The organism is Pseudomonas sp. G5001 (assembly GCF_013385475.1).
Lineage (GTDB): Bacteria > Pseudomonadota > Gammaproteobacteria > Pseudomonadales > Pseudomonadaceae > Aquipseudomonas.
On record NZ_JACAPZ010000036.1, the window covers coordinates 18,574 to 34,385 of the forward strand.

Here is a 15,812-nt window from a genome sequence, read left to right on the forward strand (position 1 = left end):
CTCGCGAAAGCGGTGTGTCAGTGAATGCATCCGGCGACTGATACAGCGCTTTCGCGAGCAAGCCCGCTCCCACATTTTGGTTCAGTGGCGGTAGGTGGAGCCGGTGTGTTGTTCAGGTAAGTGCGCCGAGTGGTGGAAGACTTTCTCCCGCAACGTCCCGGTCTCATACGCGGTCTTGTACGAGCCCCGGCGCTGCAGCTCCGGCACCACCAGTTCGATGAAGTCGACGTAGCTTTCCGGGGTGACGATGCGCGTCAGGTTGAAGCCATCCAGGCCGGTTTCGCTGATCCATGATTCAAGTTCATCCGCCACCTGTGCCGGCGAACCCACCAGGGTGATGTAGCGCCCGCCAAGAGCGTGTTGCTCAAGCAACTTGCGCCGGGTCCAGTCATTGTTCTGCAGGTTCTTGGTCGCGGACTGGATGGCGTTGCTCTTCACGTACTGGATCGGTTCGTCGATTTCGTACTGTGAAAAATCAATCGCCGTGGATGCCGAGAAATGCGCCACGCCGGCTTCCGCACTGGCGTAGCTCAGGTACTCGGCGTGCTTGGCCCACGCAGCTTCTTCGGTGGCGCCGACAATCACGTTCAGGCCCATGAACACTTTGATGTCGTCCGGGTTGCGCCCGGCTTCCACGGCGCTGGCGCGCACCTTGTCCACCTGGATCTTGGTCGAGGCCTTGTTCTGCCCGCTGATGAATACGCACTCGGCGTGGCGCCCGGCAAACAGCAGCCCACGGTCGGAGCTGCCCGCCTGGAACAGCACCGGCGTGCGCTGCGGCGACGGCTCGCACAGGTGATAACCCTCCACCTGATAGAACTCGCCCTTGTGCTCGACCTTGTGCACCTTCTCCGGCTGGGCATACACCCGCGCCTGCGGATCGTTGATCACCGCGTCGTTTTCCCAGCTGCCTTCCCAGAGTTTGTAGAGCACTTCCAGGTATTCGTCGGCCTGGTCGTAGCGCCGGTCGTGCTCGACCTGCTCGGTGAGGCCCATGGCCTTGGCGGCGCTGTCGAGGTAGCCGGTGACGATGTTCCAGCCCACCCGGCCACGGCTCAGGTGGTCGAGGGTCGACATGCGCCGGGCGAACAGATACGGCGGTTCGTAGGTGAGGTTGGCGGTCAGGCCGAAGCCAAGGTTTTTGGTCACCGCCGCCATGGCCGAGACCAACAGCAACGGGTCGTTGACCGGCAGCTGGATCGCCTCCTTGAGCGGCACGTCCACCGAGTTCTGGTAGACGTCATACACGCCGACAATGTCGGCGATGAACAGCCCGTCGAACAGTCCGCGTTCCAGCAACTGCGCCAGTTCGGTCCAGTACTCGATGGTTTTGTACTGGGTCGAGTTGTCCCGTGGATGGGTCCACAGGCCGTGGTTGATGTGCCCGATGCAGTTCATGTTGAAGGCATTGAGCAGGATCTTTTTCTTCGCCATCAGATAGTCCCCCGCAGTGGCGGGTTTTCATCGTTGAGGTAGTAATTGCCCACAGCAAAGTACTTCCAGCGCACCGGATCGTGCAGGGTGTGTACCCGGGCGTTGCGCCAGTGGCGGTCCAGGCCGTGTTCGGCGAGGGTCGCCTGGCTGCCGGCAAGTTCGAACAGGGTGCTGCCGGCCGCCAGGGAAATCTCGGTGCTGAGGGCGCGCACTTCGGCGACCGCGATGGATGCGGCCGCGACGGTGTCGGCATTGCTGTCGGCCTGGGCGCGGTCGAGGAATTCGCCTGAGCGTTCCAGCAGGGCTTCGGTGGCGTGCAGGCGGATGCTCAAGTGGCCGAAGCTTTTCAGGGTCAGCGGATCTTCGGTGGCCTTGTCGCTGGTGGCATCGATCCACGGCCGGGTCTTGGTGCGCACGAAGTGCAGCGCATCCTCATAGGCAGCGCGGGCGATACCGGTGTCGATGGCGGCGTGAAGGATCTGCGCCAGCGGGCCGACAGTGGTCGGGCGTTCGAAGGCACTCTGGAACGGGATCACGTCCTGGGCCGCGACCCACACGTTATCGAACACCACCGAACCGCTGCCGGTGGTGCGCTGGCCGAAGCCGCTCCAGTCGTCGATCACGCTCAGGCCCTCGCTGTCACGGGTGACAAAGGCCAGTTGCTGCACACCGTTTTCGTCCACCACGGACGTGGGAATACGTTGGGCGTAGATCGCGCCGGTCGAGTAGAACTTGCGGCCGGTGATACGGAAACCGTCACCGTCGCGGGTGATCTTGGTGATGCGGTCGTGGGCGGTCTTGGTGCCCAGTTCTGCCAGGGCATTGCCGAAGCGCTGGCCGGCGAGCACTTCGGCGTACAGGCGTTTTTGCTGCGCCGGGCTGCCGTTCACCCGCAGCACTTCGAGGGCATAAAAATGGTTCTGCGGGATCTGCCCCAGGGACGCATCCGCCTGGGCAATCAGTGCCGTGACCTTGGCCAGGGTGACGTTGGAAACGCCGGCACCACCGAACTCCTTGGGTACGCTGATGCCCCACAGGCCGGAGCGGGAAAACACGTCCAGCTCAGGCAAGGGCAGGCGGCGTTCACGGTCACGCAAGGCGCTGTCGCGGCGGAAGTCTTCGGCCAGGTCGCTGGCGACAATAAGGGCTTGTTCATCGCTGGTAATAACCGCGACGTGATGAGAAAGGGTCATGCGTATTCTCCAGAGGTCTGGTCGGTTAAATCCAGGAATGTCGGGCAGGCAAAGTGCCGTTGAGGTGGTAAGCGCCCACCGCGTGGTACTTCCATCGGACCGGGTCGTGCAGGGTGTGCACCCGGGCGTTGCGCCAGTGGCGGTCGAGGTTGAATTCGGCGAGGGTCGCGCGGCTGCCGGCCAGCTCGAACAGCTTTTCGCTGGCGAGCAGGGAAATCTCGGTGGTCAGCACCTTGGCTTCGGCCACGGCAATCGAGGCGCGTGCGGCGGACTGCGCGGTGATCGGCGCGGCGCTGACTTGGTCCAGTACCTGGCCGGCCTTGCGCAGCAGGGCTTCAGCGGCGTGCAGTTCGATCTTCAGCTTGCCGATATCGGCGATCACATACAGGTCATCGCTGGCCCGTTCGACCTTGGCGTCGATCCATGGCCGCGAGCGTTCGCGTACAAAGCTGATGGTGTCGTCGATCGCGCCACGGGCGATGCCGGCGTCGATGGCCGCCTGGATCAATTGCGAGACTGCACCCTGGATGCCCGGTGTTTCGCCGAGTCGCCAGGTTTCCACCACCAGTTCGGCGTCCACCGCCACTTGATCCAGCAGCACTGTGCCGCTGGCGGTGGTGCGTTGGCCAAAGCCTGACCAGTCATCGACGATACGCAGGCCTTCGGTGCCACGGCGCACGAACGCCATGACGACTTTGCCGTCATCGTTCAAGGCCTTGACCGCCACCCAATGGGCGAACAGCGCGCCAGTGGAGTAGAACTTCTGGCCACTGACGACGTAGCCGTCACCTTCGGCGGTGATGCGTGACTTGAGGTCCAGGGTGTTTTTGGTACCGCGTTCCGGGCCGCCGTTGCCGATGCGCCAGCCATCCAGCACGCTCTGGAACAGCTGCTTTTTCTGGCGCTCGCTGGCCGCACCTTGCAGCACGTGCAGGATGCCGAAATGGTTCTGCGGGATTTGCCCCAGCGCCGGGTCGGCCGCGCTGATGATCGCGAACACCTCGGCCAGGGTCACGAAGGACACCTGCGGGCCGCCGTACTCACGGGGAATGGAAATACTGCCCAGGCCGCTGCGGGTGAAGTGTTCGATTTCAGCCCAGGGCAGTTTGCGTTGCTGATCGCGCCTGGCCGCTTGCAGGCGCGCGGCCTGTGCCAGCTCGTGGGCGGCGCTCAGGGCCTCGGCGTCGTTGCGCAGCACTTTGGCGGGCAACAACAGCGGGGCAACGTCCAGATCACTCTGGGGGGGTGTTTGTGCCAAGTTAGACATCAGCGCCGCTCCTTGGCTGCACGCAATGCCCTGGCGTTACGCACCGGGGTAATTTTGACCATACCTACCTCACATCCGTTGAAAAGATAAAAAATCAGGAATGTCCGGTGGTCCGGTGCATATACCCTAAGCGTGTTAAATTTTTTAATAAACTAACTTTTAGGAATATGCATAGAAGGTCTGTCACCCCGGTTCACAGGGCGAGCCGGGGCGACGGGGCTGGTAGGCCAGCGGGGCCCTGGCGGGGCTGGTCGGGGCCTGGGGAGCGAGCGCGGCGATGCGCAGGATGCGGGCTGGCGCCCAGCTTGAATTGTTGCCGACCCGGTCGAGAATGCAGTAGGTCACTTCGAGGCGATGGTCGTCCCCGGCCTCGACAATGATGGCCGACGGCACCCACACCTGCACCGCCTTGCCCACATCGCCAGCCTGGATGCTCGGCAGGTCCAGGCGCACGTCACCCCAGCGCAGGGTGATCTCGTCATCGGTCGCCATGTTCAGGTACGGCTCGATGGTCAGGGGCACGCCACGACGGATCTGGCTGCTGTTGACGCCATGGCGACGGATGGTCTCGGGCAGGCTGACGGCGGCCAGGTTCTGGTTTTCATCAAGGCTCAGTGCCGAGGGCATGCCGCCGGGGTAGTCGGTCTTGACCTGCACCCGGGTGATGGCCGAGCGCGCCGGGCCGTGGCCGACCTGCATGACCCGGTAATGAATCCGTGCCGGGCCATTTTGCACAAAGCTCTCCGGCACTCGCAGGCTGGTGGGCATGCCGATCTTGCCGGCGGTGATGCGCCGGGAGGCGGCAAAGCAGTTGTTCCAGAACAACTCGATCAGGTCGCCCTCGTCCATGCCGCAGTAAGGCGCGATGTCGACCTGCAGGTTTGTCGCAGCGAGGGCATTGATGCCTTCTCGATGGGCCTGGGGCAAGGTCGGGGCAGTGAGCAGCGCCTGGGTGGAAATACGCTTCATAAATAATCTCCTTGGTGCAGCCAGCAGCAATCGTTCCGGACATCAGGCGCGGGCAGGCGACGTAGTCCGAAAGAAACGATTTAATAAAAAACCAGAATGGATCCAATCCTCTGGGCGTTAGATAAGAGGCTTGGTTAGTTGGCGTCAAGAGGCTGGGCGGGGCAAACAGGGGGTTATGGAATATTCAGAAGGGTCTTACTGGGAGGGCGCTGCAAGTGCGTGCTTCAGGGTGACTTTTACCCAATGAATAAAGGGTGTTTCCCCAAAAACACTAAAGAGGCGAGTTGCCTTTCGGCAACTCTATAAAGCGAAGCTTCTTACAATGAATCGGCGCAAGTTAGTTGTTGATGAACTTGCTGAGAAACTGCCGGGTACGTTCTTCTTTCGGGTTGGCAAACAGCGCCTTGGCTTCGCCTTGTTCAACAATGACGCCCTTGTCGAAGAAGATCACCCGGTTGGCCACATCCCGGGCGAAACTCATTTCGTGGGTCACGATGACCATGGTGCGGTTTTCTTCCGCGAGGCTGCGAATGGTCGCCAGTACTTCGCCTACCAGCTCCGGGTCCAGGGCCGAAGTCGGCTCATCGAACAGGATCACCTCGGGCTCCATCGCCAGGGCCCGGGCAATGGCCACCCGTTGCTGCTGCCCACCGGAGAGGCGGCGTGGATAGGCGTCTTCCTTGCCTGCCAGGCCAACCCTGGCCAATAGCTTGCGGCCCAGGGCATCTGCGGCGGCCCGGGGCATCTTCTTGACCACGATCGGGCCTTCGATGACGTTCTCCAGGGCCGTGCGGTGCGGGAACAGGTTGAAGTTCTGGAACACAAAACCCACGTGCTGGCGCAGGCGCCGCACCAAGCTTTGCTGTTGGTTGAGCGGGCGGCTGCTGTCGATCTCGATGTCACCGACCTTGATTCGGCCACTGGTGGGTTCTTCGAGGAAATTCAGGCAGCGCAGCAAAGTGGTCTTGCCGGAACCGCTGGGGCCGATGATGGCGACGACTTCGCCTTCCTTGACCTCAAGGTCGATCCCGTTAAGCACCACCTGACCCTTGAATTGTTTGGTCAGTTTTTCAACCACGATCATGCTTCAAGACTCCAGGTCATGCCGGTTGACTCGTGCTTCCAGGCGGTTTTGCACGTGCGCCAGGACGCTGGCAAGAATCCAGTAGATCAAGGCGGCGGACAGATACATGGTGAAAATTTCGAAGGTACGGGCCGAGACCAATTGCGCCTGGCGGAACAGCTCCGGCACCTGGATGGTGGCGGCCAGGGCAGTGTCCTTGACCAGGGAAATAAAGCTGTTGCCCAGCGGCGGCAAGGCCGTGCGCATGGCCTGCGGCAGGATGGCCCGGCGCAGGGTCTGCGCACGGGTCATGCCGATACTGGCCGCAGCTTCCCACTGGCCGCGCTCGATGGAACCGATGGCGGCACGCAGGATTTCACAGGCATAAGCAGCCATGTTCAGCGAGAAGCCGATCATGGCCGCCGGGATCGGATCCAGCTCGATGCCCACTTGCGGCAAGCCGTAGTAGATCAGGAACAGCTGTACCAGCAAGGGCGTGCCGCGAAAGAACGACACGTAGACGCGGGCGGTCCAGCTCAACAGCTTGAAGCGCGACAGGCGCATCAAGGCCAGGCCGAAGCCCAGCAGCAAGCCGAAAAACATCCCGCCGAGGCTAAGGATGACCGTGAAGTACGCGCCCTTGAGCAGAAAGGGCGCGGAGTCCAGCGCGAGTTGGAAACCTGCTTCCATTATTGAGTAACGTCAGCGTTGAAGTACTTCTCGGACAGCTTCTTCAAGGTACCGTCGGCGCGCAGTTCGTCCAGAGCCTTGTTCACCGCGGCCAGCAGTTCAGGCTCGCCTTTGCGCAGGGCAATACCGGCTTCCTGACGGGAGAACGCAGCACCTGCGGCGGCTGTATCCTTGGCTTTCTTGGCGTATTCCAGCGCGGCGAGGCGGTCGATCAGGATGGCGTCGACACGGCCGATGCGCAGGTCCTGGAACTTGGTTGGGTCATCGTTGTAGGTTTTGACGATGGCTTTCGGTTGGTTTTCCTTGAGCCATTGTTCGTAGTTGGTGCCCAGGCCCACACCGATTTTCTTGCCGGCCAGGTCGTCGGCGGTCTTGATGGTGTCGACGTTCTTCGCCAGGGTCAGCGCCTGGATCCCGGAGACGGTGTAAGGCTTGGAGAAGTCATACTTTTCCTTGCGCGCATCGGAGATGGTCACCTGGTTGACGACCGCGTCCAGGCGCTTGGATTCCAGGGCGGCGAGGATGCCATCCCACGGCGTGGCCTGCAGCTTGACCTTGACGCCCAGCTTCTTGGCCAGCGCTTCGGACAACTCGACCTCGAAACCGCTGAGCTTGCCGCTTTCATCGACGAAGCTGAACGGCGGGTAGGTGCCTTCCAGGCCAATCTTGATTTCGCCGGCTTTCTTGATGTTGTCCAACTGCTCGCCGGCAACTGCCTGACCGAGCCACCCGGCGCCAAGCGCCAGCCCCAATGTGCCAACCAGTAACGTGCGACGGAATACGGAAATAGTCATGAAGAGCCCCTGTGTTTTTTATGTTGAGCGATGCAGGTGACGCGGTAGTCGTATCCTGCCTTAAAAGCGCGGTGTGTGGGAGCCGGGCTTGCCCGCGATTGCATCAACTTGGTGTTTTGGATCTGCCCAGTCATGCGTATCGCCATCAAGCTCGCCTACGGCGCGACTATAAAGCCGGTTTTTAAGACTTGAAAATAATATAAAATCAGATTGATATTTCTTTATGGAATATCAAAAGCTCGAATCATAAGCAAACAACGCCGGTGCGCCACCCGTGTGCAGGAAGATGATCGGCCCCTCTTCAAAGCGCTGGCGTCCAATGCCATCCAGCAACCCGGCCATGGCCTTGCCCGTGTAGACCGGGTCCAGCAGCAGGCCTTCCTGGCTGGCCACCAGCTTGATCGCCGCCAGCGTGCCGGCACTCGGCTCGCCATAACGGGGGGCGAAGTACTCGTCCCACAGGATCACCTTGAACGCGTCCGGCAGCGGCACGCCGAGCAATTCGGCCGTACGTTCGGCCAGGCCCTGCACCTTGGGGCGCTGGGCTTCGTCGGTACGGGACACCGTGATGCCAATCACTTGCAGGTCCGGCAGCACTTCGGCCAGCGCCAGGGCCAGGCCGCTGTGGGTGCCGGCGCTGCCGGAGGCCAGGACCACGGTGGAGAACGGGATGCCGCTGTCTTCAATCTGCCCGGCCAGCTCCAGCCCGGCGCGCACGTAACCCAGGGCGCCGAGGGCGTTGGAGCCGCCGATGGGCACCAGGTACGGCTTCTTGCCGTTGCTGCGCAGGCGGTCGGCGAGGGCGTTGAGCTGGTCGTCGACGTTGTCCAGGTTCTCCACCAACTCGACCTTGGCGTCGAACAGCTCCAGCAACAGGCGGTTGCCGTTGGCCAGGTAGTTGGGGTCTTCGGTGCCCGTCGGGTTTTCCAGCAGGGCAACGCAGCCCAGGCCCAGCTTGGCGGCCAGCGCAGCGGTCTGGCGTACATGGTTGGACTGGATCGCGCCGGCGGTCACCAGGGTATCGGCACCCTGGGCCAGCGCATCGGCGGCAAGGTATTCAAGTTTGCGCAGCTTGTTGCCGCCCATCGCCAGCGGCGTGGTGTCGTCGCGTTTGACGTAGACGTCACGCCCCAGCCAGGCCGACAGCCGCTCGAGTTTTTCCAGGGCGGTGGCGCCGCCCAGCAGTTCCAGACGGTTAAAGCGGTCGAGCTGTTGTTTGATCATGGCTACGCACGGGTGGTCAGAGATGCTGGGACTATAGGCAGGCACTTTTGCGTCGGCAACCGCCAATCGCTTATGTCGACGGGTTATTAGCATTGCACTATTGGTTCTTAAGGACGCTCAGGTTCCTTGCCGTAAAGTGATGGGCATTTCGTCAGGAGTGAAGACCGTGAGTGAGCGTTCCAGTCATTGGCAATTACAGACCATCGTCAGCCAGCTGCGCAGCGCCCGGGACCAGTGGCGCACCCGCAACGGCCGGGTCAGCGGCGAGCAGGGCGGGCGCGAGCTGCCTTCACGGGAAGCCGTGGCGCAGATTCTCGAGGCGTTGTGTGGTGCTCTGTTCCCCATGCGTCTGGGGCCGGTGGACCTGCGTGAAGAAAGTGAAGACTTCTACGTCGGCCACACCTTGGATGTGGCGCTGAATGCATTGCTCGCCCAGGCGCGCCTGGAGCTGCGGTATGCCGCGCGGCAAGGTGGCCAGGATGACAGTGAAGTCGACGCCCATGCCATCCACCTGATCCAGGATTTCGCCCTGGCGTTGCCAGGCTTGCGCAGCCTGTTGGACACCGACGTGCTCGCCGCCTACCACGGCGACCCGGCGGCGCGCAGCGTGGATGAAGTGCTGTTGTGCTACCCGGGGATTTTGGCGGTGATTCACCATCGCCTGGCGCACCACTTGTATCGGGCAGGCTTGCCGTTGCTGGCGCGCATCAGTGCGGAAATCGCGCATTCGGCGACCGGGATTGATATTCACCCGGGCGCGCAGATCGGCCCGAGCTTCTTTATCGACCACGGGACGGGTGTGGTGATTGGCGAGACGGCGATCATCGGCGAGCGGGTACGGATCTACCAGGCCGTGACATTGGGCGCCAAGCGTTTCCCGGCGGATGAGGATGGGCAATTGCAGAAAGGCCATCCGCGGCATCCGATTGTCGAGGATGACGTGGTGATCTACGCCGGGGCGACGATCCTGGGGCGGATTACCATCGGCAAGGGCTCGACCATTGGCGGCAATGTGTGGCTGACGCGCAGTGTGCCGGCAGGGGCGAACCTGACCCAGGCGAATCTGCAGCATGATGATGGGACGCAGAAATAGAGCAGCGCCCTCTCTAACGATCACACAGATCCAATGTGGGAGCGGGCTTGCTCGCGAATGCGGTGTATCAGTCGCCAGAAGTGTTGGCTGACACGCCGCATTCGCGAGCAAGCCCGCTCCCACATTTTGTCTGCATTCCAAATTTGAGCCGCACTACTCAAATTCGAGCCGTATTTCACTCAGCAATCGCTGAACGTTTCGTCATCCCCATACGTCATACCTTTCCTTGAGCTAGTGTAGGAAACACCTACCACTCAGCCCTGCGATTAGTCCTCAAACCCCTATCCATGTTTAACTTGACTGTTCGTTCAAGTTAAATCGGTGGTTCGCTGCCCGCTCACAACAGGAGGCTTACCTTTGCTGAGTCCGTTTTTTACAGCCACATCCCATACCCTTGAGGTGCGCCCTACATGAGTGCATCGTCCACACCTTCCAGCGGTCTGGTCCGCATGAACCCGCCGGTGTTTTACTTCGCCGCGAGCTTCATCCTGCTGTTCGGCCTGACCGTCATCGCGATTCCCGAACAAGCCGGCGCCTGGCTGCTGGCCGCACAAAACTGGGCGGCCAACACGGTCGGCTGGTACTACATGCTGGCGATGACCCTGTATCTGGTCTTCGTGGTGGTCACCGCGTTATCGGGCTACGGCAAGATCAAACTCGGTGCCGACCACGACGAGCCCGAATTCAGTTACCTGTCCTGGGCCGGCATGCTGTTCGCCGCCGGGATCAGCATCACGCTGTTTTTCTTCTGCGTGTCCGAACCCCTGACTCACCTGGTGCAACCGCCCCAGGGCGAGGCCCTGAACGGTGACGCGGCGCGCCAGGCCATGCAGATCCTGTTTCTGCACTGGGGCCTGCATGGCTGGGGCGTGTTCGCCTTCGTCGGCATGGCCCTGGCGTACTTCGCCTACCGGCATAACCTGCCGCTGGCGTTGCGCTCGGCGCTGTACCCGCTGATCGGCAAGCGCATCAACGGCCCCATCGGTTATGCGGTGGACGGCTTCGGCATCATCGCCACGGTGTTCGGCCTCGGCGCCGACATGGGCTTTGGCGTGTTGCATCTCAACTCCGGGCTCGATTACCTGTTCGGCGTGGCCCACACCCAGTGGATCCAGGTCGGCCTCATCACCTTGATGATGGGCGCGGCGATCCTGGTGGCGGTCTCCGGTGTCGATAAAGGCGTGCGGGTGATGTCCGACATCAACATGCTGCTGGCCTGTGCGCTGCTGCTGTTCGTGTTGTTCGCCGGCCCTACCCAGCACTTGCTCAACACCCTGATCCAGAACATCGGCGACTACCTCGGCGCCTTGCCGACCAAGAGTTTCGACCTCTACGCCTACGACAAACCGAGCGACTGGCTGGGCGGCTGGACCGTGTTCTATTGGGCCTGGTGGATCGCATGGTCGCCGTTCGTAGGCCTGTTTATCGCGCGCATTTCCCGCGGTCGTACCATCCGTGAATTCGTGTTCGGCGTGCTGTTGATCCCGCTGGGCTTCACCCTGGCGTGGATGTCGATCTTCGGCAACAGCGCCATCGACCAGGTGCTCAACCACGGCCTCACGGCGCTCGGTCAGTCGGCCATTGATGACCCGTCGATGAGCCTCTACCTGCTGCTGGAAACCTACCCGTGGAGCAAAACGGTGATCGCCGTCACGGTGTTTATCAGCTTCGTGTTCTTCGTCACTTCGGCCGACTCCGGCACCGTGGTGCTCTCGACCTTGTCGGCCAAAGGCGGCAACGCCGATGAAGACGGGCCGAAGTGGCTGCGGGTGTTCTGGGGCGCGATGACCGCGTTGGTGACCAGCGCGCTGCTGTTTGCCGGCAGCATCGACTCGCTCAAGTCGGCCGTGGTCCTGACCTCGCTACCGTTCTCGATGATCCTGCTGCTGATGATGTGGGGGCTGCACAAGGCGTTCTACCTTGAGTCGCAGAAGCAGATTGCGCAGATGCATTCCCTCGCGCCGGTATCGGGCTCACGCAAGGGCACGGGCGGTTGGCGCCAGCGCCTGAGCCAGGCGGTGCATTTCCCGTCACGGGATGAGGTGTACCGTTTCCTCGAGACCACGGTGCGCCCGGCCATCGAAGAAGTGACGGCGGTGTTTGTCGAAAAAGGCCTCAACGTGGTCACCCAGCCTGACCCGGCCAATGACAGCGTCAGCCTGGAGATCGGCCACGGCGAGCAGCACCCGTTTGTGTATCAGGTGCAGATGCGCGGCTATTTCACCCCGTCATTCGCACGGGGCGGCATGGGTTCCAAGCAGCTCAACAACCGCCGCTACTACCGGGCGGAAGTGCACTTGAGCGAGGGCAGTCAGGACTACGATCTGGTGGGCTACACCAAGGAGCAGATCATCAACGACATCCTCGACCAGTACGAACGGCACATGCAGTTCCTGCACCTGGTTCGTTAAGGCTCAGGTCCTGATAAACAGGGCCAGTGCCACCAACGGCGCACCGAATACCCCGCTGCCGATCACCAGCTCCGAGACCAGGGGCTGGCCGGCAGTGACCACACCTACCGCGCCGTTCACCACCGACACCACCAGCCAGATCCCGACAAAGCTGTAGGCCAGAATGTGCCGGCTGACGCCCAACTTTTGGCCGATGAACAGCATCAGCGCGAGGAGGATCAGGCCGGCGGTGATGACGAGGGCGGTGTGCATATCTGAAGTCTCCTGATACCCGCTGATTTTCCATGAACACCAAACCTGTGGCGAGGGAGCTTGCTCCCGCTGGGCTGCGCAGCGGCCCCAAAAAAGATGGGAGCGCTGCGCACTCCAGCGGGAGCAAGCTCCCTCGCCACAATAGTAGTTTGCCGTTGAACGAGCGTTTGCCGGCCTTCAGACCAAACCACCATTGGCCCGCAGGATTTGCCCGTTCACCCAACCACCGGCCGGGCTTACCAGGAACGCCACCACGCTGGCGATATCTTCCGGTTGGCCCAGGCGTTCCAGGGGTGCCATCTTGGCCAGGCCCTGGATCTGCTCTTCGCTTTTGCCATGCAGGAACAGTTCGGTCGCCACCGGCCCCGGGGCAACGGCGTTGACGGTGATGCGCCGGCCGCGCATTTCCTTGGCGAACACCTGGGTCAGGGATTCCACCGCCGCCTTGCTGGCGATGTACACCGCATAACCGGGGAAGTTGAGGCCGACGGTGCTGCTGGAGAAATTGACGATGCGCCCGCCGTCGTTCAGGCGGGTGGCGGCTTCACGCAGGGCGTTGAAGGTGCCGCGGGTATGGATGTCGAAGTTCTGGTTGTAGAGCTCATCGCTGTGTTGGGCCAGCGGCAGCACCTTGAGAATCCCGGCGTTGTTGATCAGCACATCAACCTTGCCCAGCTGGGCTTCTGTCTCGTCGAACAGGCGCTTGACGTCGGCGGCGCTGGCCACGTCGCCCTGGATCGCTATGGCTTGGTGGCCGGCCTGGCGCAACTCCACTACCAGCCTTGACGCTTCGGTGGCGCTGTTGGCGTAGTTGATGGCGACGGCATAACCGTCGGCAGCCAGTTGTCTGGCAACCACGGCGCCGATGCCGCGTGAGGCGCCGGTAACGATAGCAACTTGGGTAGTCATGATCTGGTTTCCTTGGGGCTGGGGCAGTGGTTGGGTGTGGAAGCAGATTCACATGTTTACCCAGGCCGATAAATGCGCCAGAGTTGCCTTGACTGTTCAAGAATCGCCAACAATGGAGACGCGCCGTGGACCAGGTCAAAGCGATGAAAGTGTTCGTGAGGATTTACGAACGCAGCAGCTTCACGCTGGCGGCCGATGACCTGAACCTGCCGCGCGCCACCCTGACCCACACCCTCAACCAGTTCGAGGCCTGGCTGGGCACACGGTTGCTTGAGCGCAGTACCCGCCGCGTCCGCCCCACGCTGGATGGCGAGGCCTACTACCTGCGCTGTGTGCAACTGCTGGCGGAGCTGGAAGAGGCGGAACTGGCCTTCCGCTCGGTGGCCCCCAAGGGCCGCCTGCGGGTGGATTTGCACGGCACACTGGCCAAGTACTTCGTGATCCCGGCGCTGCCGCAATTCATGGCGAGCTACCCGGAAATTGAGCTGTCCATCAGCGAGGCGGACCGCTTCGTCGACCTGATCGCCGAAGGCGTGGATTGTGTGCTGCGGGCGGGCACCCTGGGGGATTCGGCGTTGATCGGTCGCCGGGTTGCGACGCTGCGCCAGGTGACCTGCGCGAGCCCGGCCTACCTGCGCAAATACGGCGAGCCGAAGCGCCTCGCCGACCTGGGCGAGCACCGTGCGGTGAACTATGTTTCACGCACCACCGCGAAGCTGTTCCCCTTCGAATTCATGGTCGACGGCCAGGTGCAGGAAGTGACGATCGAGGGGGCTCTGTCGGTGTTCGGCGCAGAGATTTATGCCGCCAGCGCAGTCGCCGGACTGGGCATTATCCAGTGCCCGCACTACCGCATCGCCGAGCTGATCAACCAGGGCGTTATGCAGGAAATCCTCATTGATACACCACCGCCGCCCATGCCGGTTTCGGTGCTCTACCCGCAAAACCGACACATGTCGCCGAGGGTGCGGGTGTTCGTCGATTGGCTCGCCGAAATCTTCGCCACTGCCCGCTAACCCGCGTCTTTACTGGGTTTCTTAAATTTAATTTCATCCGGGTAAAGGGTGTTTTGACTCCGAACTGTCACATGGCCATCGCCTAATTGTGTGAAGCGTTTGACGCTTTCATTTCAGAACAGTGACGGAGACCGGTACCAATGAAGACGTTATTGAGCCCCATGGTGGGTGCCGCCATGGCGAGCTTTATGCTGTCCGCCCACGCCGATTTTATCGATGACAGCCACGCCGACGTGACCCTGCTCAACCGCTACCTCAACCAGCAGGGGCGGGATGTGGTGAACAGCAATAACAAGGCCCACAGCATCCGCGATTGGGGCCAGGGTTTTGAGTTCAACTTCAAGTCCGGCTACACCGATGGGCCGGTGGGCTTTGGCCTGGACCTGCAGGCGTTCTACGGTTTGAAACTGGACTCCGGCGGCGACCTCAATGACAAGGATCACCAGGGCCGCTACCCCGGCAGCATGTTCCCGCTGGATAACGGCAAGTCGGCCGACCAGTTCGGCGTGCTCAGCCCGACCTTCAAGATGCGCTTCGCCCAGGATGAATTGCGCGTCGGTACGCTGTACGGCAACAACCCGGTGCTGGCCAACACCGACGGCCGCCTGTACCAGCAGACCAACACCGGCGTGCAGTTGGTTTCCAAGGACTTGACCGACTTCATCTTTACCGCCGGTGACATCCTCAAGACCAAGATCCGCAACGAAACCGGCGACCAGGGCATGATCACCGCCGGCGGCACCAAAGAGAGCGATCGCTTCCTCTACGGCGGCGCGGACTACAAAGGTTTGCCGGACACCACCGTCAGCCTGTGGTACTCCAACCTTGAGGATTACTACCAGCAGTTCTTCCTCGGTGCCAAGCGCCATGACGCCTTGCCTGTCGGCGCGATCGACACCGACGTGCGCCTGTACCGCAGCCTGGGTGTGGGTGAAAACGCCGCGGGCGACAAAGACTATTCGGCTGCGGGTCTCTACGGCGATGGCACCTCCAAGGGCCGCATCAACCAGTCCACCGTCAGCCTGTTGGAAAGCTACAGCCTGGACGGCCATACCGTCGGCCTGGGCATCCAGAAAAACAGCGGCGACAGCGACTTCCCGTACCTGGATTCCGGCCTGAACAGCGGTGCCAGCAACCAGGGCCCGGGCTCGGGCGCCGACACCCCGGCACTCACCAACATGCAACTGAACAAATTCCAGCATGCCGGCGAGCGCACCTGGCTGGCGCAGTACAAATATGACTTCGGCAAACTCGGCCTTAACGGCCTGACCTTCGCCACGTCCTACGCACACGGCGATGACATCCGCACCACCCAAGGCACTACGAGCGAATGGGAACGTAACGTCACCGTGGCTTACCAGGTGCCCACCGGCACCCTCAAAGGCCTGGGCGTGACCTGGCGAAATGCCCACGCCAGCCCGGATATCACCGGTGCCACGGTGCAAGATGAAAACCGCTTCTATGTAAGCTACGTCGTTCCACTCTGGTAGGACTTTG

General features: G+C 61.7%; 14 protein-coding genes. 4 read left to right on the plus strand and 10 right to left on the minus strand.

Going from position 1 to position 15,812, the window contains the following annotated elements; all coding sequences use genetic code 11:
• Positions 1–81: 81 nt before the first annotated feature.
• From HX805_RS26105 to HX805_RS26140, 8 genes are all read right to left on the minus strand, one after another.
• Positions 82–1,434 (minus strand): LLM class flavin-dependent oxidoreductase, encoded by a 1,353-nt coding sequence (locus HX805_RS26105; RefSeq protein WP_003211846.1) that lies wholly within the window; start codon positions 1,432–1,434, stop codon positions 82–84.
• Positions 1,434–2,627, minus strand: coding sequence for an SfnB family sulfur acquisition oxidoreductase (locus HX805_RS26110; RefSeq protein ID WP_008435819.1), 1,194 nt, complete (start codon positions 2,625–2,627; stop codon positions 1,434–1,436). The genes HX805_RS26105 and HX805_RS26110 overlap by 1 nt, the downstream gene beginning before the upstream one ends.
• Positions 2,628–2,652: 25 nt before the next feature.
• Positions 2,653–3,894, minus strand: a complete 1,242-nt coding sequence (locus HX805_RS26115; protein WP_008435817.1) for an SfnB family sulfur acquisition oxidoreductase — start codon at positions 3,892–3,894, stop codon at positions 2,653–2,655.
• Between the two features lie 183 nt (positions 3,895–4,077).
• Positions 4,078–4,863 (minus strand): hypothetical protein, encoded by a 786-nt coding sequence (locus tag HX805_RS26120; RefSeq protein WP_003211852.1) that lies wholly within the window; start codon positions 4,861–4,863, stop codon positions 4,078–4,080.
• Positions 4,864–5,200: 337 nt separating this feature from the next.
• Complete coding sequence (gene tcyN / locus HX805_RS26125; RefSeq protein ID WP_134325540.1) at positions 5,201–5,947, minus strand: L-cystine ABC transporter ATP-binding protein TcyN; 747 nt, start codon at positions 5,945–5,947, stop codon at positions 5,201–5,203.
• A gap of 3 nt (positions 5,948–5,950) precedes the next feature.
• A complete protein-coding gene (gene tcyL / locus HX805_RS26130) occupies positions 5,951–6,616 on the minus strand; it encodes a cystine ABC transporter permease (protein ID WP_003211857.1) in 666 nt (221 codons plus the stop codon).
• On the minus strand, positions 6,616–7,410 hold the full coding sequence (gene tcyJ / locus HX805_RS26135) for a cystine ABC transporter substrate-binding protein (protein WP_003211859.1): 795 nt from the start codon (positions 7,408–7,410) through the stop codon (positions 6,616–6,618). Before tcyJ ends, tcyL begins: the two co-directional genes overlap by 1 nt.
• A 231-nt stretch (positions 7,411–7,641) precedes the next feature.
• Positions 7,642–8,634, minus strand: coding sequence for a D-cysteine desulfhydrase (locus HX805_RS26140; protein WP_003211860.1), 993 nt, complete (start codon positions 8,632–8,634; stop codon positions 7,642–7,644).
• A 166-nt stretch (positions 8,635–8,800) separates the two neighbouring features.
• On the opposite strand from HX805_RS26140, the gene epsC reads away from it, so the two are divergent.
• Positions 8,801–9,727 (plus strand): serine O-acetyltransferase EpsC, encoded by a 927-nt coding sequence (epsC, locus tag HX805_RS26145; protein WP_003211862.1) that lies wholly within the window; start codon positions 8,801–8,803, stop codon positions 9,725–9,727.
• A 449-nt stretch (positions 9,728–10,176) separates the two neighbouring features.
• Positions 10,177–12,138 (plus strand): choline transporter BetT, encoded by a 1,962-nt coding sequence (gene betT, locus HX805_RS26150; protein WP_003211865.1) that lies wholly within the window; start codon positions 10,177–10,179, stop codon positions 12,136–12,138.
• A gap of 3 nt (positions 12,139–12,141) precedes the next feature.
• On the opposite strand, the gene HX805_RS26155 is transcribed toward betT, so the two are convergent.
• Positions 12,142–12,390, minus strand: a complete 249-nt coding sequence (locus HX805_RS26155) for a hypothetical protein (RefSeq protein ID WP_177021888.1) — start codon at positions 12,388–12,390, stop codon at positions 12,142–12,144.
• A 177-nt stretch (positions 12,391–12,567) separates the two neighbouring features.
• Positions 12,568–13,299 carry an SDR family oxidoreductase gene (locus tag HX805_RS26160; protein ID WP_134325543.1) on the minus strand — a complete coding sequence of 244 codons (732 nt, stop codon included), beginning with the start codon at positions 13,297–13,299 and terminating at the stop codon, positions 12,568–12,570.
• A gap of 125 nt (positions 13,300–13,424) precedes the next feature.
• On the opposite strand from HX805_RS26160, the gene HX805_RS26165 reads away from it, so the two are divergent.
• On the plus strand, positions 13,425–14,315 hold the full coding sequence (locus tag HX805_RS26165) for a LysR family transcriptional regulator (RefSeq protein ID WP_177049465.1): 891 nt from the start codon (positions 13,425–13,427) through the stop codon (positions 14,313–14,315).
• A 161-nt stretch (positions 14,316–14,476) separates the two neighbouring features.
• On the plus strand, positions 14,477–15,805 hold the full coding sequence (locus tag HX805_RS26170; RefSeq protein WP_177021926.1) for an OprD family outer membrane porin: 1,329 nt from the start codon (positions 14,477–14,479) through the stop codon (positions 15,803–15,805).
• Positions 15,806–15,812 lie beyond the last annotated feature (7 nt).